General features: G+C 42.3%; 22 protein-coding genes. All 22 read right to left on the bottom strand.

Going from position 1 to position 21,649, the window contains the following annotated elements:
- Positions 1-457: 457 nt before the first annotated feature.
- Positions 458-1,471, bottom strand: coding sequence for a DUF3231 family protein (locus VN447_RS03360; protein ID WP_325522801.1), 1,014 nt, complete (start codon positions 1,469-1,471; stop codon positions 458-460).
- Between the two features lie 329 nt (positions 1,472-1,800).
- Positions 1,801-3,030, bottom strand: coding sequence for a hypothetical protein (locus VN447_RS03355; protein WP_325522799.1), 1,230 nt, complete (start codon positions 3,028-3,030; stop codon positions 1,801-1,803).
- A gap of 26 nt (positions 3,031-3,056) precedes the next feature.
- On the bottom strand, positions 3,057-4,211 hold the full coding sequence (locus VN447_RS03350; protein ID WP_325522797.1) for an acyl-CoA dehydrogenase family protein: 1,155 nt from the start codon (positions 4,209-4,211) through the stop codon (positions 3,057-3,059).
- A gap of 65 nt (positions 4,212-4,276) precedes the next feature.
- Positions 4,277-4,936, bottom strand: a complete 660-nt coding sequence (locus VN447_RS03345) for a 3-oxoacid CoA-transferase subunit B (protein ID WP_325522795.1) — start codon at positions 4,934-4,936, stop codon at positions 4,277-4,279.
- Between the two features lie 21 nt (positions 4,937-4,957).
- On the bottom strand, positions 4,958-5,719 hold the full coding sequence (locus tag VN447_RS03340; protein WP_325522794.1) for a 3-oxoacid CoA-transferase subunit A: 762 nt from the start codon (positions 5,717-5,719) through the stop codon (positions 4,958-4,960).
- Positions 5,720-5,916: 197 nt separating this feature from the next.
- On the bottom strand, positions 5,917-7,269 hold the full coding sequence (locus VN447_RS03335) for a sigma-54 interaction domain-containing protein (RefSeq protein WP_325522808.1): 1,353 nt from the start codon (positions 7,267-7,269) through the stop codon (positions 5,917-5,919).
- 201 nt (positions 7,270-7,470) lie between these two features.
- Complete coding sequence (thpR, locus tag VN447_RS03330) at positions 7,471-8,028, bottom strand: RNA 2',3'-cyclic phosphodiesterase (protein ID WP_325522792.1); 558 nt, start codon at positions 8,026-8,028, stop codon at positions 7,471-7,473.
- A gap of 148 nt (positions 8,029-8,176) precedes the next feature.
- Positions 8,177-9,385, bottom strand: coding sequence for an MFS transporter (locus VN447_RS03325; RefSeq protein ID WP_325522790.1), 1,209 nt, complete (start codon positions 9,383-9,385; stop codon positions 8,177-8,179).
- 622 nt (positions 9,386-10,007) lie between these two features.
- The gene (locus VN447_RS23245; protein WP_414714873.1) at positions 10,008-10,205 is read right to left on the bottom strand and encodes a CDGSH iron-sulfur domain-containing protein; all 198 of its coding nucleotides are present in this window, start codon (positions 10,203-10,205) and stop codon (positions 10,008-10,010) included.
- Between the two features lie 126 nt (positions 10,206-10,331).
- A complete protein-coding gene (locus VN447_RS03320) occupies positions 10,332-10,715 on the bottom strand; it encodes a hypothetical protein (RefSeq protein WP_325522788.1) in 384 nt (127 codons plus the stop codon).
- A gap of 71 nt (positions 10,716-10,786) precedes the next feature.
- Positions 10,787-10,906 (bottom strand): hypothetical protein, encoded by a 120-nt coding sequence (locus tag VN447_RS03315; protein WP_325522786.1) that lies wholly within the window; start codon positions 10,904-10,906, stop codon positions 10,787-10,789.
- A 33-nt stretch (positions 10,907-10,939) separates the two neighbouring features.
- Positions 10,940-11,350: a DoxX family protein gene (locus VN447_RS03310; RefSeq protein WP_325522784.1), complete on the bottom strand. Its 411-nt coding sequence runs from the start codon at positions 11,348-11,350 to the stop codon at positions 10,940-10,942.
- An 84-nt stretch (positions 11,351-11,434) separates the two neighbouring features.
- On the bottom strand, positions 11,435-12,070 hold the full coding sequence (locus VN447_RS03305; RefSeq protein ID WP_325522782.1) for an RNA polymerase sigma factor: 636 nt from the start codon (positions 12,068-12,070) through the stop codon (positions 11,435-11,437).
- Positions 12,071-12,089: 19 nt separating this feature from the next.
- Positions 12,090-12,932, bottom strand: coding sequence for a hypothetical protein (locus VN447_RS03300; RefSeq protein ID WP_325522780.1), 843 nt, complete (start codon positions 12,930-12,932; stop codon positions 12,090-12,092).
- Between the two features lie 185 nt (positions 12,933-13,117).
- Positions 13,118-14,119, bottom strand: coding sequence for an ATP-grasp domain-containing protein (locus tag VN447_RS03295; protein WP_325522778.1), 1,002 nt, complete (start codon positions 14,117-14,119; stop codon positions 13,118-13,120).
- On the bottom strand, positions 14,116-14,802 hold the full coding sequence (locus VN447_RS03290) for a WbqC family protein (RefSeq protein ID WP_325522776.1): 687 nt from the start codon (positions 14,800-14,802) through the stop codon (positions 14,116-14,118). Before VN447_RS03290 ends, VN447_RS03295 begins: the two co-directional genes overlap by 4 nt.
- Before the next feature lie 12 nt (positions 14,803-14,814).
- Entirely contained in the window at positions 14,815-15,897 is a 1,083-nt protein-coding gene (locus tag VN447_RS03285; RefSeq protein ID WP_325522774.1) for a DegT/DnrJ/EryC1/StrS family aminotransferase, read from the bottom strand.
- Positions 15,894-16,745 (bottom strand): UDP-3-O-acyl-N-acetylglucosamine deacetylase, encoded by an 852-nt coding sequence (locus tag VN447_RS03280; RefSeq protein ID WP_325522773.1) that lies wholly within the window; start codon positions 16,743-16,745, stop codon positions 15,894-15,896. The genes VN447_RS03285 and VN447_RS03280 overlap by 4 nt, the downstream gene beginning before the upstream one ends.
- Positions 16,730-17,716 carry a CgeB family protein gene (locus VN447_RS03275; RefSeq protein ID WP_325522772.1) on the bottom strand — a complete coding sequence of 329 codons (987 nt, stop codon included), beginning with the start codon at positions 17,714-17,716 and terminating at the stop codon, positions 16,730-16,732. The genes VN447_RS03280 and VN447_RS03275 overlap by 16 nt, the downstream gene beginning before the upstream one ends.
- A 10-nt stretch (positions 17,717-17,726) precedes the next feature.
- Entirely contained in the window at positions 17,727-18,698 is a 972-nt protein-coding gene (locus VN447_RS03270; RefSeq protein ID WP_325522806.1) for a GNAT family N-acetyltransferase, read from the bottom strand.
- Positions 18,685-19,665 carry a Gfo/Idh/MocA family oxidoreductase gene (locus VN447_RS03265; protein ID WP_325522769.1) on the bottom strand — a complete coding sequence of 327 codons (981 nt, stop codon included), beginning with the start codon at positions 19,663-19,665 and terminating at the stop codon, positions 18,685-18,687. Before VN447_RS03265 ends, VN447_RS03270 begins: the two co-directional genes overlap by 14 nt.
- A gap of 245 nt (positions 19,666-19,910) precedes the next feature.
- A complete protein-coding gene (locus VN447_RS03260) occupies positions 19,911-21,638 on the bottom strand; it encodes a methyl-accepting chemotaxis protein (protein ID WP_325522767.1) in 1,728 nt (575 codons plus the stop codon).
- Positions 21,639-21,649: the final 11 nt, after the last annotated feature.

The following is a 21,649-nucleotide window of genomic DNA, read 5'->3' as shown; positions in this document are numbered from 1 at the left end:
ACAGCCTACACCGATCATTACATACCTATACGCAGACTTTCGCCTACCCACAAGCATTACACAACCGATGCAAACCTTTGCTCGACTACCATAGATAGCTACTGAACCGCCTGCAATCTCCCGACTGCAAACGACCCGTATTATTCGCAACCCATAGCAGTCTTAGCTCGACCGACACAAATCCCTTGGGACCACACGGCAACAGTTGGGCTACCGTACAGCCTTTCAGGACTCATGCCAGTCTTCCCGCCGACTAACGCCGAGCCTCACGACCCGACGCCAATCTTTGGCCGACTGATGCCGAACACCATACGATATCCGACACCAATCTTGGCTCGACCATTACAGACCCTTTACACTCATAGTATCTGCTGATTAAAATATCTAATACCTTGAAATAAATGGTATTAGAATTGCATAAAAAGGTATAGTACAATACCTATACCTCAGCTTCGTATCAAGTTGTCGCCATAGCTAGTTCACGTCTGTTCACAGCTTGAGGAAGCTCTTCCAACCAGCCATTTTCTATCAGAATGTTAGCTCCATCTTCTGCATATAAAGCAATCTCTGCCGCTAGTCGGGTGTATTGAGCTCCCAGATCATATCTTTGACTAACACTGATGGCAGTACCATAGTTAGCTATACCAGCGGCTATTAGAGCGGTAACATGAAACATCATTAGCTTATCTGAAAAAGGTGGCACGATGGAGTCCGTAACTAACGCATCTAGGGTTGCCTGACTAGGCAAGTCTTCTTGACTAAGTCTATTCGAAAATAAATCGTTATGCTTTGCCGCTATTTCTTTCCCTCGCAAAAAATAATCTCTTACTTGCGACGACTGAGCGACTTGACTAAACCCGATAATTAAAGCTTTACCTATCAGGTTTGTTTGTATATTCGTAAACAAGTGGGTAATTTCCAAAGCACTAAGAGGACGCTCACCCTCAAATAATCCCCCCAAGAACTCTTGCGTCTGGGCGAAATGCACTTCTTTAGTAGGGGGAATATACGGAGAACGAACATATATTCCTTTACTAAGCATTAAGTGCGTCACCATAGAATCCAGTGTAGCCGTTAAGGATAAATGAGATTGATAGAACTGCCTCAAATCACTTCTCACCACTAACGAAAGTCCGATCCCAGAAGATAAAAGCCCCAATCTAGCCATATGTTTTAGATAATCTAAAACGAATATATCACCAAAAAGTCTAGGAGAATTTACGTTAACGTCATCCTTGCCAAATCCTTGTGGAACAGCAAAACCCTCATCACAAAAAGTGTTGGCTATCAGTCTAAGGCTATTTTGCGACATGGTTAAGGCTGAATCGATAATCTCTTTTATACTATCATCTTCCGCCTTTGCCGAAAAATAACGTAGCACACAACTAGCCATACTGTCATTCTGGTACTGCATCCAAATAGTAGCGATTTCTACGGCTGTTAGTCTAATGTTTTCGATCCGATTGTCCATGAAAAACGCCTCCGACAATTCTTCAATTGCTAGCATTTGCTACCATTTAGGATTTACTTGCTGAGGGTTTTACATACGTATATAATGAGCAATCTGAGGGCGGTAATGAAGCTACCCGTCAGCCATAGGGTTCGATGACGGGTAGCTATTCTTTCGCTTGAAGGCTCAATAAGGAATCTTGGGCGTAATAAAGGGCGTACACACAGGCCGGCATTTTGGTGATACAACTGTCATAGCCGGGATGCAAGCAATAACTGCAGAAGGACGACATATTGCAACAGGATTGCACGGAGAACAACTAGGCTGACAGGTGGGCGGACGATTTGGATCTATTTATTAACTGTTTCTTTATAGACAAGCGGCCACTTATCAAAAAAAGTATTAAAGTAAAGGAATACCATTAGCAAGGCAAACTGTCCTGCCAATAGACCCATTACCGGAAATCCCATTCCCAAATCATTGCCGGCAAAGGGAAGTATTTTGTAAACTTTCAGCCACGCAAGACCAAAAACAGTTCCGAGTCCAAGCCATATTACCACACGAATCATCACGCGACGCCCAATGCTTGGTTCATTTTCTGCTCCAGGATAGTCGTCAAACAAGTGATGCCAGCACAACATCGTAACAATAAGTGAGAGTTCAAGAGAAGCGGCTGTGACATAAGGATTTACACCGGGATTAATGTGGAAAGCGTTAATCAAGCTGACATAAAAGGTTGGGGTTAAATAACCACCAAATATCAGAGCCCCCGCTAATCCAATAAGTCCCATCCAAGGTTGTTTGCTAGTAAACAGCTTATAAGGATAGCCCTCCCCGCCTTCCGCCGGAATCAGAAACCAGAAAATAAATCCTTGACAGAAGGCAAGAACAGCCGGCCAAGACCCCAGCGGTTGTTCAGTAACATTGTGTCCACCCAATTGAAAATGCATAAAGCTGGGAACAAACATAGCAATCCAGATCAGCAATGCAAAGAAGGAACTTGTCATCATTACCGCCAACCCGTCGAGGGGCGGTTTTAGGTTACCGGCCCATGGCCGTTTTTGAAAAAGAGATACGAAAGGAATTTGTGCTATTATCACAGGTAATACATAGAAATTAGAAGCTTCCCATGCCTCCAGGGCCAAATGAAGTTCTTCCGCGCTCTTAGGAGCAAACATGAGAATGAGATTAAAGGGCTTCCACCATATGCCAATGAAGGATATCACAATTAAATATGCTGCACTACCGCAAATGAAGCTGAGGAAGGTGTACCAAATTCCGGCACCAGGTTGAATGGTAGTCAATTTGTATTTTCCGTAGTTGCCAAATATTAAAGTCTGCCAGATCCAGGCGCTGATGCTGCACCAAAAAAAAGTTCCCTCAGCAAATGTGGTTATAAATTTTTTCGCTACCGCTGGTTCAACTGCCTGTAAACCTACTCCAGCCGTAGACGTAATAATGGCTTTCGCTACCATTGCCCAAACCGGCCAGTAAATCATGGCATAGGCAAAGCATATGATGACACCCACAATCCCGGTAGTCAGCTTGCTATCAAAACGTTTTTTAATGGCATAATCCATGCACTATCCTCCTAATATTGTAAAAATCAACGGTCACTTCCTTTAATTTTTGCAACTGCCGAACCAACAACCATTTTTAGCACTTCAGATGCCCCAACACCGATATCAAGCAGTCTTGCATCCCGGGCATACCGCTCTACATCATTGTATTTCATATAACCGTGGCCGCCGAATATCTGCAATGCCTTATGGCATACCTCATTAACCACTTCAGCAACAAAGAGTTTGGCAACCGAGGTGTCTAGAGCATAATCCTTTCCACTATCTCTTTTCCTGGCAGTTTCGCCTACCAACAGGTTAGCGGCTTCTATTTTTACATACATATCTGCCAGCATCTCCTGAACTGCGAACAGAGAATTCAACGGCTTACCAAAAGCACTTCTTCGATTAGCATATTTCGCCGAAGTCTCCAGCGCAGCTTCGGCAATGCCTAGTCCCATAGATGCCATACCCAAACGGCCGCCAACCAAACCGTACATAGCAATTTTGAAGCCTTCATTGACATTACCCAGCAAATTCTCATGGGGTATTACACAATTGTCAAATAGTAACCCCGTAGTATAAGAGCTTCTACAACCCATTTTCTCTTCAGGGGCACCAATTTTAAAACCAAGCATACCTTTTTCCACGATAAACATGCTAATGCCTTTGGCCCCAGCCTCGCTATCGGTCTTTAAAGCAACGAAATAAAGATCGGCTAATCCACCATTAGTACAAAAATATTTAGCCCCGTTTAAAAGCCAGCCTGCCTCTGTCCTCACGGCAGTTGCCTTGATTGCGGCAGCGTCAGAGCCAGCTTGGGCTTCACTGACAGTATAGGCCGCAACTTTTTTGCCCTGTAGCAAATCAGGCAGGTATTGCCGCTTTTGCTCCTCAGTACCAAATTTAAGTAAAACATCTATTGCCATCCAATGCACGTGAAGGGTTAACGTGACCCCTGGACTCACTTTAGCGATTTCCTTGGCTACCAGATGGGTAGTGACAGAATCATAGCCGCCTCCGCCATATTCCGGGCTATAATTCATACCGAAAAAACCCAATTCACCCATTATCCCTAAAAGTTCAGTAGGGAATCGGCCGTTAACATCCAACTCTCTGGCAATAGGCTGCAGATGTTTTTTGCAGAATATTACTGAGTTTTCAACAACATTACTACCTGTGTGATTTTCCGTAAGGCTCATAAAGTCCCCCCCTGTATACTTAATTGAGAGGCCTGTAGGGCAGACCTCTCTATATAACATGCCGATTATAAGTTCATCTCACAGAATGTGTCAGCAACAATAAAGTCTGCCTCTGTACAAGCTTTAATTTCTTCTAATGTCACACCAGGAGCATGTTCCTTTAAAATGAGGACATTTTGCCCGACAGCAAAAACGGCTTTATCAGTAATGATCGTCTTAACACAACTTTTTCCAGTCAGTGGTAGAGTACACTTTTTCAGAATTTTAGAAGCGCCCTCCTTATCAGTATGCATGAGACAGGCAACCACTTGTTCCGTGCCATAGCATAGATCCATCGCACCACCAATGCCAGGCCACCATTTGCCATTACGAAGTACCGCCCAATTGGCGATATTGCCTAACTGATCGACTTCCAAAGCCCCCAGGACTGTAATATCCAGAATGCCGCTACGCATTGCCCCCAATGAAGTAGCCAAATCCATAATGGCAGCTCCTGGCAGCAGTGTAACAGGTTCTGACCCGGCGTTTGTCATATCGGCTTTAGCCTCTGATGCGGTAGGTCTAGGTCCAACGCCAAAAACACCGTTTTCAGCATGAAACATGACCTTAACGCCTTTAGGTAAATAATTAGATGCTTGAGTCGGCATCCCAAATCCTAAATTGACAAGTTGTCCGTCCTTAAATTCTTGTGCGACACGTTTGGCTATTAATACTCTCGGATCCATGTCAGTCCCTCCTAAAAATTCTTATTTTTCGGGGGTCAATTTACCTATTTTCAGCCAATGCTGACGGTAAATATCATCATGCTGCTCTAAACTCAACCCCTTGACAACAGCTTGCACAAAAGGTGCCGGTGTCCCAACCCGTTCAGGCGGAATAGTACCAACAGGAACAATTTCTTCTACTTCAGCAACTGTATAATCACAGGCCATAGCTACCATAGGATTGCAATTTATGCTGGTATGACGATATTCGAGATTACCCATTTCATCGGCACGCCATGCTTTAACCAAGCCAATCGGCGCCCTCAACGCAGCCTCGACAAAACACTTGATACCATTTACTTCAATTATTTGCTTTGGTTCTTTCAAATCGGGGAACAATGCAGGATCATCCAGTATGCCTACCCCAACCGGGACAAGTACGCCACCAAGCCCCATTGCGCCTGCCCGCACTTTTTCAATCCAAGTGCCCATCGGGTAGAATTGCTCAACTTTGAGGTTGCCTTTCAGGTATTCGTCTGTTGATTCTTGAGTAGTACCAACATGACTTGAAATAATCTCACGCACCAAACCATTCTTGTATAACATGGCTCTGCCAAAACCACTCAAACCCGGCTCATTAGTGATCAAAGTTATTTCACTGATTTGATTATTGATTAGCCACTCAATACAGCAAGTCGGCTCTGCCGCTCCAACAAACCCCCCCATCATAATTGTTGCGCCGCTTTTGGGAATGGAACTTAGTGCTTCATCAATGGATTTGATTTTGTTAGCAAATTTAGACACTTACTTTCCCTCCTCCAGATACTAATCTTTCGTTGGATGAAACTGATGGCCATCAGTATTAGTATACACTTGCAATAATCATGCCAACGCTATTAGATTAATTAAATGCGAATTTTTCGTAAAAAAGGCCCCTGGGTTTCTAGCCCAGGAGCCGTTTTACCGTATCGATAAGAGACAGGTGTCCACAAAGAATACACCTATACTCCTAATCTCCCTATTTTTTTATATAACACAGACCGCTGCATATTCAGCAGCCGTGCCGCTTGGGCCTTGTTCCCCTTCGCCTGTTCCAATGCGCTTACAATCAAATCCCGCTCGGTTTCCTGAATGCAACCCCGGAAGCCGATATCAGAACTCATTGGTACATTGCTACTCTCTTCTTCCCATGGCCTGATAGGAATATTGCGGATATCAACAATGTGGTCATCACTCCAGTTGATAGCCTGCTCAAGCCGGTTTTCCAATTCCCGTACATTTCCCGGCCAGCTATATCTTTTCATAATCTCCAGGGATTCTTGGGAAACGCCTATGGCATCAGCGCCTATTTTGCGGTTTATACGCTCAATCAAGGCATTGATTAACAGCGGTAAATCCTCAATTCTTTCCCGTAAGGCAGGCATCTTGATTTCTAATACATTCAGGCGGTAATAAAGGTCTTCGCGAAAGCGCTTTTCTTTCACCAGTTGTATGAGATCGGTGTGAGTAGATGCCATAACCCGTACATCAAGTTTGGTAGGAGTCGTAGCGCCAATTCGCCATACTTCCCTATCTTGCAATACTCGAAGCAATTTTACCTGCATAAATAAAGGCATATCACCGATTTCATCCAGCAAAATAGTGCCACCGTCAGCCAGCTCAAATTTTCCGGGTTTTCCCCCCTTTTTAGCCCCGGTGAATGCGCCATCTACATAACCAAACAATTCCGATTCAAGGAGATTTTCGGGAATCGCGCCGCAGTTTACACTGATAAACTGCCCTTCCCGCCTGACAGAACGGGTGTGAATGGCCTGCGCAATAATTTCTTTGCCAGTACCACTCTCCCCCGTAATGAGTAATGTCGAACTCGTTCTGGAGGCTCGCCTTGCCAGTTTCTTTACATATAGCATTGGGGGAGTTTCACCAATGACATCACGACAAGTACAAAGCGTGTTCTTTATGTAGTTTTCTGTTTTCGCCGGGCGAGACACTTTATTCATAATTTCCTTGGCAGTGATTTGGTCAGGAAACAAAGTCTTAACCATTGCGCCCACAGTCTGCCCATCTTTTTTCAAAGGAAAACGAGCCACTAAAAATTCTTTGCCATTAATTATTAATGTCTCACCCCAAATCGAATAGCCTTGCCCAACCGTTTCGAACAATCTGCAAGCAGGAATCACATCCCAAACTTTTTTGCCTACAACCTCCTGCTCAGTGCGATTTAAAATTTCCAAAAAGAACGAATTTGCAAAAAAAACTGTTCCGGTTTCGTCAATCGCAATGCTCCCCTCAAAGGGATTATCCAGAATCATCTTCAACCTAGCGTCCGACTGCTCAACGGTTACAAATTTCATAGTCACGCCACGCTCCTCCCTGTCGTATTGCTTAGATCATATAAGTTATGCAAATACTGCGCCAATGTACAAGCCTTGTAATGATGCCCTTTCATTAAAGCATCGCTATTATGCGTCTCTTTTTAATACACTCATGACAAATTTCATCGCAAAGACGTCTTCAATTGCTACACCTATAATATCCTCGACCAGGGAGATTGTCTACAGAAAATTCACAAGTGGAAACGAATACAGCGAATGATACATCAACTTCCCATTTTCCATTTTACTCTCTATCAGCGAAAACCGGCTCACTAGAAAGGATAATTTTTCCATGGTGTCGATGTATTTTTCAAAAGATGCTTCTCCGATAAATTCCACATCCCGCCCCAAGGTAATGTGCGGTTGATATGGCCTTTTTTCCGGTAGAAATCCCAACGGAGCCAAAGAAACGGAAAGATCTTTTTGCATGCAAGTCAGGTTTCGCATATCACCATCGATTCCCACCCAAATCACGCGGGATGTATGACCGTTTCTGAAATCTCCGACCTTTTTTAGTGTCATTGAAAATGCACTATGAGATTGGGCCGTCTTGCGTAAAGCTTCCACGACCGGCCCAATCTCTTGTGAAGGTACCTCACCCAAAAATTGAAGAGTAAGGTGTAAATTTTCTCTTGTCACAAACCGCCCGCGTTTCGCATGACTACGGATCTGATTTTGCACTTTCAACAGTTCATCTACTATCTCTCCCGGAAACTCAATACCAACAAACAGTCGCATGGCCACACCCCCGTTTCAGTTTCTTTATCTGTTTAATCATTATCTAAACCCCCCTTTATATAATCGGTTTTAGTATATAGAAAAAGGTATAAGCAATATGCTTATACCTTTAACGCTTCAAAACTTTAACATATTTCCTTCAATAAATTCATTCTTGCCGTGAGTGCGGGGACCCTCCAACGACGTTTTTCCACTCCAGTGTCATAATCATCCCAAAGGCGACCAGCAGTACAAGAAATGAATAACTGATCATCGCTGCCTGAAAATTAATGGAATCGGCTACCTGAGTTATTATCAAGGGACCAAAAAAATAACCGCTGCCCCAAAAAAGATAATATGCCCCTGAAATCGTCCCCTTTAAAGAATCAGGTACAATCTCATACAGGAATGCCATTGATGCAAGATAAAAAACGCCCATTCCAAAACTGGCAACCGTGAGTACCAATAAGATCAACGGAAAACTGAAAGCTGGCATAATAATGAACCCACCGGTAACGGTAAGCAACCCCAAAATCATAAATTTATTGCGGCCAAATCTATCTGATAATGGCCCGGTAATGATTTGTGAAAGGCTGATAGCTACATAAAACAACGAAAAGAACACGCCGATATCAACTGAGGTGAAGTTCTTTTCTTCTAACATAAATGTGGGGATATTGGTGATAAGAATGCCGTAACCCGCTCCGTATAAGGTGATCCCCAGCAAAGAAACCAACGTTTGCCGGTGTCTTATCAGTTTGAATATAGTTCGAATATCGAACAGGCTCGTTGTCTCTAATTCCTTCTTAGGAGAGTTATCCACGAAAAGATAAATGACAATCGCACCCACTAGACATCCAAAAGAGTACACCAGAAATACTTCATTGCTGTTTAATACCTTTGCTAATGCTACTCCCAAAACAGGCCCTAAGGTAAGGCCTATATGCATGGCTGCGTTATATATCCCCATAACTTTCCCCTTTGCAGACGGAAATCGTAGTGATAGCAACGCTGGCGCCAGTGCCCAAACCGGTGCTTCGCCAGCCCCCTGTAAAAGCCTGGCGAAAAATATCATATTCGAGTTTGTTGCAAAGTAAAACACCAGTCCGGTAAGAACACACAGCAAGTACCCAAAAATGATTAGCGGCTTGAAACCTATCTTATCAGACAAACTGCCAATAGGAACTTGGAGTACTAAATAGGAGAAGGCAAAGGCCGACGCTATATACCCAACTGACCGCCCACTTCCATCCAAATCGACGATTCGCTGCGGCAGTAGAGCAACGACCATGCCTACTCCGACCATCATTAAGACCACCGCCAAAATCAAGCCCCAGAGTGTTTTGTCCCTAATTCCTAAATCATTGTTTCTATCCAAAAAAATTCTCCTTTTTTACTCTTTTCGAGCCAAGAAGGATGCCCAATGATTTAGTGTAAGCAGGTTATCCTTCCGGCTAGAAAAGATTGTAGTCGGAATTAACTTTACTTACAGATTGCGGGGGTGGAATTCTCTTCGCGTAACAGCCAGTCGCAACTTGGGTTTCCAACTCATACATTTTCAACATAATAAAACTCCTTATCATAAAAATAATAAAGCCGCGCAAACCAAGTGCGCGGCTGATCCACAAAACCATACATTAAGGGTTGGGGGATTCATGCTCTTGCTGAGTTTGCAACCTAAACTTGATCAGTTTTTCTGGCAAGAACATGTTACACATTTAAGCATCCCTCACATTCCATATAATGGATTTATTATATAATCAATGCACTATCCTGTCAACAGCACTTACTTATTCCACCTGCCATTACTTCGTCATCAATAAACAGTATGTCATAATCATCACAGATTTGGCTTACCTGGTCTCTAAACAATATAATAGCTACAATTCCGTTGTAAAAACATAGTGGCATAACCCTTGTTCCCAAGGGGTTATGCCACTATCTGTTATCAGTAAAAACCATGTTGCCTTTTTACTCGCCTACTAATGGAAGAGGGCTGCCTATCGACTGCAGCTACCATCACAATAAGGAATATTTCCAGAATTACCGCACCCACAAATGGCCACGGTTTTACCCTTTTCCATTTGTATTATTGCTGGCTCTTTACCAGTTCCCTGGTGTGACCCATCGCAGTATGGGGGATTTCCAGTCTTTCCGCACGTGCAAACTGCTTGCGTTTTGGGTTCTTCTGATAGCATATATGGACTTTTCCTATCATACATACCCATTGTACAATCACCGCCTTTCAAGCTAAGTTTGCACATAAAAATAAATTTTATTCAACTAGGCGTTACCCAATGTTAGTAATTCAGTCACCGCGGATGCTATACCTTATCTTTTTCCGTCTGAAACGAAGAACCGTATAGCAAGGTTCCTAAAGCAGTTAATGTAATATTTATTCCGCAGAATGCACCATGTTTATCGGGAGCACAATTATCGCAAATTTTGCTAACTGTATCAAATGCGGCAAGAGCTTTAAATTTATCCACTCTGCCGTTTTCAGTTGGTAATCCCCGAATAACATCCAGAATATCGGAAGGCAGTATATCTTTAACCCGCTTATCACCTGTTTCGGATAGTCGTGTCAAAATATCTCTTGATATATAAATATGACAACTACTTTTGCAGCAATCTCGACAAATTCCACACGCCTTATTAGCAGCCAAAAACGCTACAAAGGCGTTCTCCTTCGTAAACCCCGTATGCATTTTTTCCATCTCCCAAAAATATTAGGCGACGGGGAGGTTTAATAATCCACCCCGCCGCTTCATTCTGTTATTTATTTATTCTTTTTCATTGCCTGACCACAGCAATGAATTTCCGGGTTACCACCAGCCTTAGTCACAACCACTTCGTTTCCACAACGTTCACAGATAAAAACTTCCCCAAGTTTAGCCAATGAAATTGCCTCCCTTTATTTTTAAATTTATGATTAAGCAGTTTTCTTTGCAGAAGTTGCCTTTAATGAGCTAAATAGATTACCTAACGCTAGAGTATTGCTTCCTGAAAGAATCAGCGCCACTGCAGCGGCCAGTAATGATAATTCAAATTCATACCCATTAATAAAGCCTTTAGAAGCTTTAACGGAAAAAATAGCACCCAGCATCACAAAACATATTCCGGTAGCCGCAGTACGTGTAAAAAGTCCAAGGATCAGACATGCGCCCCCCAAAGTCTCAATGGTAGTCACCACATACGCGAGGATTGGCGGTAGGCCAATTGAACCAAAAAATTTGACGATACCCTCAAACCCAGTAATCTTTTGTAATCCATGAGCCAAAAAAATTGCTCCCAAAGCAACCCGAAGCACGAGCATGCTCAATTCATAGTAACGATTTGACATCTTAGTTCCTCCTGTGTTTTGGTTTATTTATTAATTTAGTCAATACTTTTGCGAAAAAGGATACGGGTAAAATTCATTTTTTTATTACATCAATCTACCGGAATCTCCAACGGAAAAAACGCCGACCCCCTCCATTCCTTTGACCACAAAACCTTTACTTATAATCTTGCGCAACGCCGTTCTGCCGCGATGAAGCCTTGACTTGGCTGCGTTAAGATTAATATTTAAAATACTGGCAACTTCAGGGATAGAAATACCCTCAAGATCATGCAAAACGAGCAGTACCCGCTGGGTCTCCGGTAATTTCATAATTGCTTGCTGAATTAGAAATTGATTATATTTTGATTCACACATCTTATCCGGGTCTTCATTTGGGCGTTCAACCGGTAGCATTGCTGTTTGTACATTCTCATCCCATTCTATCTGATTGCTAGTGCGACTTCGTTTATTACGGAAATTCAAACAAACATTCGAGCTCAATCGATAGACCCACGTATACAAGCTGGATTGTCCCTTAAAGTTTCTTAAAGAACGATGCACCTGAAGCAGAATTTCTTGTAATGCGTCCATGGCATCATCATGATTTCCCAACATCCGGTAGGCCAATGAATACAGCTTAGTTTGATATTGATTTATAAATAGCTTCAGCGCTTTCTCTTGATTGCCTGTGTTAAATAAATGAAGAATCTCCTGATCTACAGGCTTTATACTCTCGGTCATAGTTCTATCCTTCCTTTGTTTAATGACAAACTCCGATATATGGAGTTTTTTTCATCAATTCTTCGTCCTTTTCAGTGTAACCTGAGTTTAAGAATTCAATGACACCAAGACCAACGCCAGGTAATTTTTCGTAAGCCCGAATATTTCCACGCGTCCCTGAGCCCATTACTCCTAGCAGCATAAATAGATCACGAAAAGCCCCTTCTGGTTTTGCTATCTCGACTAGCTTAGGGTTAATATTTAACACCTCCATCCCTTTTCCCTTTGACAACAAATTAAGCACCATCGAATCAAACTTTTCATATTCGCTCAATACCTCACCTGTCATAAAGCTGGAAAGGTCATGGGACAACGAACCAGAGGCAAGAAATAGTACTTTGCCACCCCAATCTCGCAAAGTATGCCCTAATATTCGCCCCCATCTAAATGCACAAAGCGGCGAGCCTGACACAGAAATGGGGATTACAGGAATGTCTCTCTCTGGAAACATAAAGTGTAATGGAATAGTAATCGCATGATCAACACCATACGGTTGCTCGCTGGGAAAGATTAAATTCCTTTCACCGGCCTTCAGGAGTAAATCGGCTAATGCAGTATGCCCGGAGACATCATAGTTAATCTCTCGACGAAAGCCGTAATAATCGGTTATCGTTTTATGAAACAACGAGTTATCTACAAGGAATTTTTCTGTCTGCCAATGAGTAGTAGCTGCAACTACAACTTCTACCCCCCATAGCTTCAGACTCTTACCAATATCCTGAAGGGCTGTAATTATGGAAGAAGATTTATGGTTAAGTTCATCCTCAAGCAGTGTTGGTGCATGAGGTACAATAATTCCACAAACATTGGACTCCAATTTCATGATCATCACCCTTTCTATATTCTTAGTCAATGAATGTCACAAAAAGGATTCGGGTGTTATTACAATTTTTTAAAATAAAAAAAGTAGCTCAAGTGATAAGCTACTCTTTTTATCATAAGATTTTTTGTGACTTTCGGCGGCAGGTGAAGATGATATTGTCAAATCCTATGACGCGATATCTTAATTTACTTTTGTAGCAAATTAATTTTCTCAGTTGGTACAAGATAATCGGTATACTGTCTAATTACACTGCATTTTAAAATTTTATGTTGCCAAATTGCTTCGCCCAGTACTTCCGCTCTTATTAAGATTTCCGCCTCATTGACGCCTAATAAAGCGCGCATTCCCGTGGAACTGCTAAAGCGAGGGTTTATTTCGAAAATATAGGGTTTACCATTGAGAAGACGCAATTGAAAATTGGACGGGCCGTAAGGTTTTAGAACCTGAGCCACTTCTTTGCAGTAATCTGTGATCTCCGTGAAATCATCTGAGTCCGCTGACATAGTCATGCCTTCTTGCAAGTATCTTTTTAAGGTTATCCCGGAAAGAATCTTGCCGTTGGTCCCAGTGCAAATACCGACCGTAAATTCCCCGCAATCCTCCGGTAAATATTGCTGAAGAATAATATCTTGCTTGTTTTTGAGCAGGGGTTGCAGATCCTCATATTGGTTAACGATGTACAAACCCTGTGATCCGGCACCCTGTCTCGGTTTAATTACGATGGGAAATTGCACTTCCTTAATAAATTCATCGATTTTATCCTGATCTTCCGGATAGCGAATGGTAACAGGAAAATAAAAGCCATTTTCTTTAAGAAAGTTTACGGTAAGCCATTTATCATTACATATATTCATTGTTTCGGGTAAATTGGTAAACACTTTGACTCCGGTCTTTTTTTCAATATCAAGCTTATTATGGCTATAAAAAGCAAGCTCATGTGAGGAAGCAACAAAAATGGCGTGTATATTTTCCTTGGCAATAATATTTAACAAGCTAGTTAAATATAGTTCCTCCTGGTGGGCAGGTGGTACGATATAGGCCTGATGAGCCAAGTACAAACCTAAGGTGCGGGCGCTGATATCACAGGCCACCAGGTTTAGGGGTAAATCCGATCTCAGTAAAGATTGAATGACGGCTACTCCATAAAGAGACCCGGAACCTGATATCAATACATTTACTTTTTTCACATGATCACCTGCTTGGTAAGATAGTCCTTGCTATTAGGACCGCAGTTAAATATCAAATCCACTGCCGACAAATTTGGCATGAAGTCTCCCCACAACTGTGGGTAAACAGGATGGTCAAATTCCTGGTAAACCAGCCGAATGTCGTTTCTTGCAAAGGCCGCCTCGTCATTATAGACGCGGGCTCCGTTACCGGAAAGGTAGATATCGGCTTTACATTGTTTACATAGGCTAATGATACGGTCGCCTTTATTTCCTTCGATACCAGGTATTTCGGAAGCTCGTATCATTGGCGTCTTAATTTCTAAAATGTCTCGCATAACATGGATCAACCGTAGGTTCAGGTCAGCCAGAAGTTCCCCTGGGTTTTCATAAATAGGGAAAAATAAGTTTTTGTATTTCTCCAAATAGGGAGAACGTGCATAGCAAGTTTGTAATGAGCCCCAGTGGTTTAAATACCATGGAAAATCGTTTTGAAGAGCCGCATCTTTAATCAAACTCTTTTTTCTACTTACCTGTACGCTTAATAATCGTTCTCCCTCCGGACCCTTTATTTTGTTTTTTTTAGTAACTTCCCTTCTCGCAAGAAGCACATCATCCAGGATGACAAACAAATCACAGGACATCATTTTATGAAAGTATCCCAGCCATGGTAGGTAATTCGGTTGATGGCCGCTAATAATCACGGGTACGCCCCCTCAACGGTAATTATTAATTACTTCTACAATGGTTGTTAAGTCACTCTGGGAAAGGGCCGGGTGAACAGGTATTGAAACACAGCAGTCAGCCAAGTCTTCTGCCACCGGCCAGGTACCTGAGCAAGTCGCTATATTTTTATATGCTGGCTGTGCCGGCATTATTAACGGGTAGTGGATGCCGTAGCCGATACCGTTAGCATCCAGGTAGGCTGTAAAATCGTCTCTATTTTTTACTTTTAAGGTATATTGATGATAAACATGCTTTCTATCTGGTGGTGACACTGGTTTTTGGATACGTGGGTTTAAAATATGGTCATTGTAGAATTTTGCGTTCTCTATTCTTTTTTTGTTATATAGATCTAATTTTTTTAGCTGCTCTAGCCCAATCGCTGCATGAATATTGGTCATTCGGTAGTTGTATCCCACCATTTCGTGATAGTAGCGCCGGCGTTGGCCCTGATTAACTAATATTCTTACTTTCTCTTCGATCGTTGGGTCATCGGTTAATACCATACCGCCTTCGCCGGAGGTTATATTTTTGCTGGGATAAAAACTAAAGGCCGAGGCTATGCCCAAAGTACCGACCTTTTGGTCGCGGTAAATAGCTCCGTGGGCCTGGGCACAATCCTCCAGAACGATGAGATTATTTTTGTTTGCAATCTCTAAGATTTCATCCATATCTGCCGGTAACCCGAAAAGATGAACTACGATCACAGCTTTGGCTTCAGGGTGGTCTTTCACCGCGTTATCCAGTTCGGAGGGCGAAAGATTATATGTTACCGGATCGATATCAACAAAAACGGGTGTGGCCCCTGTGTATAAAATTGCATTAGACGTAGCTATAAAGGAGTAAGGAGTAGTTATGACCTTATCTCCAGCGCCGATACCCATAGCCTGCAGGATAACATGTAGTGCGGTTGTACCTGAGGAAGTAGCAATGCCATACTGGGAATCGTGATACCGCTTAAACTCATCTTCAAACTCCTGAACATAGCTGCCTGCTGCCAACATACCGCTGCGCAAAACTTCTATCACCCGATCTTCCTCTTCTTTGCCTAACTGGAGTTTCACGTGGGGAATCATTTAAGCAACTCCTCCTTAATTTGCATCTTTAATTTCTGACATAATTGATTATTGTCTTTGTGTCCAGTTCTAATGCCAATAAAGTGACCCTTTATGGGTCGCCCTATGGTATGAATGTCACCCAGCAGGTCTAGTACCTTATGCCTTGCCGGTTCGTTATCCCATTGCAAATTTAGAGGACCTTTTGATATGACTAGACAGTCCTCAATATTTTTCCCAATTAATTTGACAACTGCTTCATATTCACTTTCCATAATGTATGACCTTGCTGTTGCCAGTTCAGAAGCAAAATCTAAAGAACCGTCGAATGTAAAATGAGCTAACTGGGTGGGAATTTCTTTATCCGGATAGTCAAGCAGGTATGTGAGGGTAAGCTCAGGTGCGGGCAAGGCCAGCAAAAACCGATCATAACGCTTTTCTTGATGAAAAAATGGGTTTGCGATGCAAACCGGTTCGTGTATGCTAAAACATCTTTTGGGTGTATCCTGGAAGACAAGTTCTGCCTTTAAAAGGGTTTGCACAAAATCCCGGCTGCTGAAGCTGCTTACCACCGGGATAAACGCGCTATTTAGGCTAACCTTCAAATTATCCAGGCCCAGTCCGGCAATGGCAGCCAGCAGGTGTTCAGTATGGTCGATGCGTATATCGTTGTTAACCAGTGAAGTCCAGCGGGCGTCTACCCGTGCATATTCCGGCCGGCATGGAATTTCCGGTTGCTCCGGCAAATCTTCCCGAATAAAGACAATTCCGGTATCGGGTGGGGCCGGGTGAAACGTTACTGTGCAATCTGTTTGACCGGTAATACAAATGCCGGTACAACAGGCTGTTTGTTTTATGGTTTTCTGCATGGTTTAACCTGCCTTAAACCAGTGAACTCAAGGATTTGTGCAGCCCTGTCATTGTACGTATTGTGGTAAGAATATACTTCCTGCTGACCCGCTAACGCAATTTCCTGCCGCTTTTCGTCCTGGTTCAGGTAATAATCTACCAGGCGTAGGGTTTCATCTTCCGAGCGGGTAACGACTAAATGTTTTTCTGGTGTAAACTTTTCTAAAACGGCATTGGTAGCCGGTGCCAGGAGGAATCCCCGTGCGCCCATAATCTCGTAGGTTCGTGAGGTTAGCTCTGTGATTACGTTTTGAAACCCGAGAATTATTTTAGCCGAACTGTAAACATGGTTTGTTTCCAGATACGATAAATTCCCCTGCAGGTGCCGGGAATCTACGCTAAATCCAACAATATCCGGGTCCAGAGTATCCCAGCGTTTACCCCAAATGGCTACATCATAGCCCCTTTCCACCAGAGGTTTTAATAATATCCGGGCGCTGTCCCGGCGGTAGGAACTCCAGGTTATCCCGGCGGTAGCTACAACTGCGATATCGCATTTGTACTTTTCTATAGGTTTGGCAGGCCGGTGAAACTCCGGATTACAAGCCCAGGGCAAATAGTACGCCTTAAAGCCAAGCTGGTTGTAAAAGGCTACTGATTCCCGGTCAATTGTAAAAATATATTCCGGCTTTGTTGCTTTAATATAGGGTAATGACCATTCATCTGTCCAGCGGGGATCCTCCGTCGCCCAGTAAGCATGCGTTAAGTGGTATTTCTCCACCATCTCCCCTAATATTTTAAGTCTTGAATTTGTGTGTATTTTAGTCCATCCGGCAGTTACCACAAGATCTGGATGATATTCCTCCAGTAATTGCTCCAGTTCTTCTTCTACGATATCCTTTAATATCTTTACTTCACACCCGTTTTTTTCAAAACCGGGAGGTAAGCCCAGTAAATACTGGTGATCCACATCAATAAAAAGTACTTTCACAAAATCACCTCTATAAATTAAGCTGATACACTTCCCGTAATACGCCCCGCCCACCGAACTTTTCTTTAAATTCGAAGAGCCCCTGATTTATCCTTGACCCCTTATCTTCAGTGGAAATACCCCAATCCAAGTAATAATAGCCCTTTTCCATACCCCAGCTAATTAATTCGTAAAATAATAGTTCAACAGAGCGCAGGTTCTGGTATTTATTGTTACTGGCAATGTAGAAACAGTTAATAACACGGCTGTTAAGCAGAAATGCGACTACTCCGCTAACCATTTCGCCTTGCAGGAAAGCGGCAAAGAGCTTTATTGACTGGGGGTACCTACTTGTTAAATCAAGGATTTCCTCTAAGGTATGGGTGGGCTCTGCATTATGCTTTTGTTTAAGATTATCTGTAAGAATACGCCAATAGGTTGCTAAATCATTACTTTCTTCGATGGTAACTCCGAGTCTTTGCGCTTTACGAATATTCCTTTGTGTACTCTCGATCAAATGATTGGAAGGCTCAGCAAGTTCTTTTAAAGGCAATGCCGTGGCTAATTCGGAACTGCCTATGGAAAAACCGTAATATCGTAAGGCAAAGTCTATTTCATCACTAGGCCAAAAATGATAAATGCGAGGAATCATTTTGATTTCGATAGCGTTAAAGTTATTAGACTTACAGTATTCAGTTAATAAGGGTACCAGGGCCATTGCTTCGGAGGTGCCAAACTTTTGGTCAACAATGATTCCGCCGTGTGAAGCACCAGGATACGAGGAGAACACTTTTTTTTGGCCCACCATTTTTTGAGCTGCTGGTATTACAGCAATTAATTTTCCGTGGGTGTTATAAACCATCAAGGAACAATCAACAAACCGGCCCGGCGGGTGATAGTTTAGAAAAGTTCGCTGCTGCATAAATGTACCGTTCCGGGAGGCTCCGACAAAATTATCCCAGTCTTGTTGATAAGCTTGGTTATAAACCTCAATCTTTAACATTTGTTTCACCGTTCCCATCCCAACAAAGTTTTGCTCCGTTGTTTAACAGTGACTGTTCCACTAGCTCCGTCGCCTTTATTACCCAGAGAATATCTGCGGACCCGGTCCTGGGAGGTAACTTGGATTTTATACAGTCAACAAAATGTATACACTGGTTGGTTAATGGCAAACTTTTTTCAAACTTGAGGATACTAATTTCGCCGTTTTTAGATATTAGCTGTAACTTATCGTTATCTTTGACATCATCAAAGACCATTGTCATCTGATCTCCCGAAAATTCCGCCTGTCGTTTTTTAATTGGACTGATCCAGTTTGCATAAATTTGTACAAGCAAATCATCAGGAAATTCCATAGTAATGATAACTAGGTCATAAATATTTTGTTGCTGATAGCTTACTCCATGTGCAGATACCCATCTCGGATTTCTGTTAACCAGGTATCTAACCATGGAAAGATCATGCACAGTAAGATCCCAGTGCACACTAACATCTTTGAGAATTTTCCCAAGGCTGGTACGTTCCAGTAAAATATACCTCAACTGCCCCAGCCGTCCCTGACTAATATGATCTTGCATTTTGAAAACTACCGGGTGATATTCCATTAAATGCCCCACCATTAAAATGGTATTATTCTTCTCAGCCAGCTTTGTTAGGGTATCTGCTTTATGGTAGGAAAGAGTGCACGGTTTTTCCACCAGCACTGCCTTGTTTTGCGATAAAAATTCTGCTGCGATAGAAAAGTGGCTATGAGGTGGTGTTGCAATAATAACACCGTCCAAATGGTCATCATTTAAGAGTTCACGGTAGTCGGTGGTTGTTCTTATACTGGGGTAAGTTTCTCTGACCTTTTGCAAAGATTCTTCTTTTATATCGCATATAATTTGAAGCTCTACTTCCGGTATAGAACATAAAGTGTTGATATAATTAAATCCCCAGGTGCCACAGCCTACCAAACCAATTTTAACCATATTTCACCATCCGCCTTGAAGAAATAAAAAGTTTCTATTTACTAGTAGGGTATTCCGCTAACATTTGAAGCGTGATAATTTTAACGAAATTACAAGAAGCGCTCCCCCTTAAAGGGTGTATTAGCCAGCAGATTTCGTACAGAAGAAGAATCGAAAATTACATGCAAAAAGCACTATTTGCTTTTTTAAAAAGTCAAATAGTGCTTTTACTTTTTGAACTCTGGATCGAAAAATCTCCGAAGAACTTAAACTCTAAAACTACTCATAGCATTCTGTAAATCTTGTGCCAAATTGGCCAAAACCTGACTTGATGAGGCAATCTCCTGCATTGATGCAGATTGTTCTTCTGTCGCTGCTGAAACAGTCTGGGCATTGGCGGTAGTATCGGAAACTACCCGGTCAATCTTGTCCGAAGCCTTAACGATTTCAGAATTACTCTCTGCAACAGATTCTACTGCTGTTACGACGTTTGTTGCCAGCTTAGCCACTTTTGCAACCACTTCAGCAATTGTTTCAAATTCCTTACCAGCAACATTTACACTGTTCACCCCTGTTGAAATGTTCCGGTTCGATTCCTGCATGGATGCTACTGCATCGTTAATGTCAGTGTTATTATCATTTATTAAGCTGATAATCTGAGTCGCTGCTTGCTGCGATTGTTCTGCAAGCTTTCTAACTTCTTCTGCCACCACCGCAAAGCCACGCCCTTGTTCACCAGCTCGCGCCGCTTCGATAGCAGCATTTAGCGCTAGTAAATTGGTTTGTCCGGCAATACCAGAAATCATACCAACAATCTCACTGATTTTTTGGGAACTGGCTGCTAACTTATTTACGGCTCGGTCTACTTTACCAGCAGTTTCACTAACACTGTTCATTTGGCTGACTGCATTATCGATAATTTTCTTTCCTTTAGTCGTAGATTCATTCGCGCTATCCGCCAGTTTGGTTACATTTTCTACATCTGTTTTGACATGCTGAACTTTTTTATCCAAATTAGCGAGAGCAATATGTACTTGTTCCACAGCTTGTTTAGCCTGTTCAGTACCAGCGGCTACATCAGTTACTGCTTCTGCTACACTGCTAGCCGCCTCTGCTGACTGTTGTGCGCTGGCAGTAAGCTCTTGGCTTGATGCTGCTACATGTTCGGCAGAAGTAGCAATTTGACGAATAAGTTGGCGCGTATTCTTGTTAAGATGATCAATGGCGGTCGCCATACCGCCAATTTCGTCATTACGGGTTAAGAACTCATGTGCTACATCAATAGAAAAATCACCATCTGCCAATTTAGCAAGATGATCGGCTTCCAGTTTTAACGGTTTGGTAATATTGTTAGCCAACAACCAACCTAAACCTAATGCAACCAACATTGATCCCAGAATAATACTAATTAATGTTTTTTTAGTGGTCTCAAATTCTTGTTCGCTCCTTTTGTTCATTTCATCAGCTAGTTTTACATTATAGTCTGCTAAATCGCGCAAGTATACATTAAATTTTTCAGCAGGTCCGGCCACATTGGCCACATAATACTGATAAGCCTCAGCATTTTTATTTTGCATAGCCAACTCAAGTACAATTTTGCGTGTATCGCGGTATTTCACCAATTCTTCTTTGGTTTGAGCAAGCAATTTGGTCGATTCTGTATCTAGTTTAGTCTTTTCATATTTAGTTAAATTATCATTAAATATTGTTATTCTTTTTTCAATATCAGCCTTCAATTGACTATTACGATTATCATTATTTGTAAGCATTAATTCATAAATATCGGCCTGAATAGCTCTAGCCTGATTGCGATTATCATTAAGCCATTCCACCGACAAAAGCCTTTGTTGATACATTTCGGATATGCTTTGATTTGCCTTTTCATTGTTATAGTATCCAAAATACCCAATAATACCGAGAAAAACCTCCATAACAGCGACTAAACACAAAATCTTGGAAGATAGCCTTAGATTATTAAACCATTTTACGTTCATGTTTTTCCTCC

The organism is Sporomusa sp., from assembly GCF_035561155.1.
Lineage (GTDB): Bacteria > Bacillota > Negativicutes > Sporomusales > Sporomusaceae > Sporomusa.
The sequence above is the reverse complement of the archived record's forward strand: the minus strand, read 5'-3'. Positions and strand labels throughout refer to the sequence as shown.

Excerpts from the sequence above, each read along its gene's own strand:
- VN447_RS03355 (WP_325522799.1), bottom strand. The coding sequence starts at position 3,030 with ATGGATTATGCCATTAAAAAACGTTTTGATAGCAAGCTGACTACCGGG.
- VN447_RS03305 (WP_325522782.1), bottom strand. The coding sequence starts at position 12,070 with ATGACCGAGAGTATAAAGCCTGTAGATCAGGAGATTCTTCATTTATTT.
- VN447_RS03310 (WP_325522784.1), bottom strand. The coding sequence starts at position 11,350 with ATGTCAAATCGTTACTATGAATTGAGCATGCTCGTGCTTCGGGTTGCT.
- VN447_RS03280 (WP_325522773.1), bottom strand. The coding sequence starts at position 16,745 with ATGCAGAAAACCATAAAACAAACAGCCTGTTGTACCGGCATTTGTATT.
- VN447_RS03360 (WP_325522801.1), bottom strand. The coding sequence starts at position 1,471 with ATGGACAATCGGATCGAAAACATTAGACTAACAGCCGTAGAAATCGCT.
- VN447_RS03265 (WP_325522769.1), bottom strand. The coding sequence starts at position 19,665 with ATGGTTAAAATTGGTTTGGTAGGCTGTGGCACCTGGGGATTTAATTAT.
- VN447_RS03285 (WP_325522774.1), bottom strand. The coding sequence starts at position 15,897 with ATGATTCCCCACGTGAAACTCCAGTTAGGCAAAGAAGAGGAAGATCGG.
- VN447_RS03300 (WP_325522780.1), bottom strand. The coding sequence starts at position 12,932 with ATGAAATTGGAGTCCAATGTTTGTGGAATTATTGTACCTCATGCACCA.
- thpR (WP_325522792.1), bottom strand. The coding sequence starts at position 8,028 with ATGCGACTGTTTGTTGGTATTGAGTTTCCGGGAGAGATAGTAGATGAA.
- VN447_RS03335 (WP_325522808.1), bottom strand. The coding sequence starts at position 7,269 with ATGAAATTTGTAACCGTTGAGCAGTCGGACGCTAGGTTGAAGATGATT.
- VN447_RS03345 (WP_325522795.1), bottom strand. The coding sequence starts at position 4,936 with ATGGATCCGAGAGTATTAATAGCCAAACGTGTCGCACAAGAATTTAAG.
- VN447_RS03270 (WP_325522806.1), bottom strand. The coding sequence starts at position 18,698 with ATGTTAAAGATTGAGGTTTATAACCAAGCTTATCAACAAGACTGGGAT.
- VN447_RS03320 (WP_325522788.1), bottom strand. The coding sequence starts at position 10,715 with ATGCATACGGGGTTTACGAAGGAGAACGCCTTTGTAGCGTTTTTGGCT.
- VN447_RS23245 (WP_414714873.1), bottom strand. The coding sequence starts at position 10,205 with ATGCTATCAGAAGAACCCAAAACGCAAGCAGTTTGCACGTGCGGAAAG.
- VN447_RS03260 (WP_325522767.1), bottom strand. The coding sequence starts at position 21,638 with ATGAACGTAAAATGGTTTAATAATCTAAGGCTATCTTCCAAGATTTTG.
- VN447_RS03350 (WP_325522797.1), bottom strand. The coding sequence starts at position 4,211 with ATGAGCCTTACGGAAAATCACACAGGTAGTAATGTTGTTGAAAACTCA.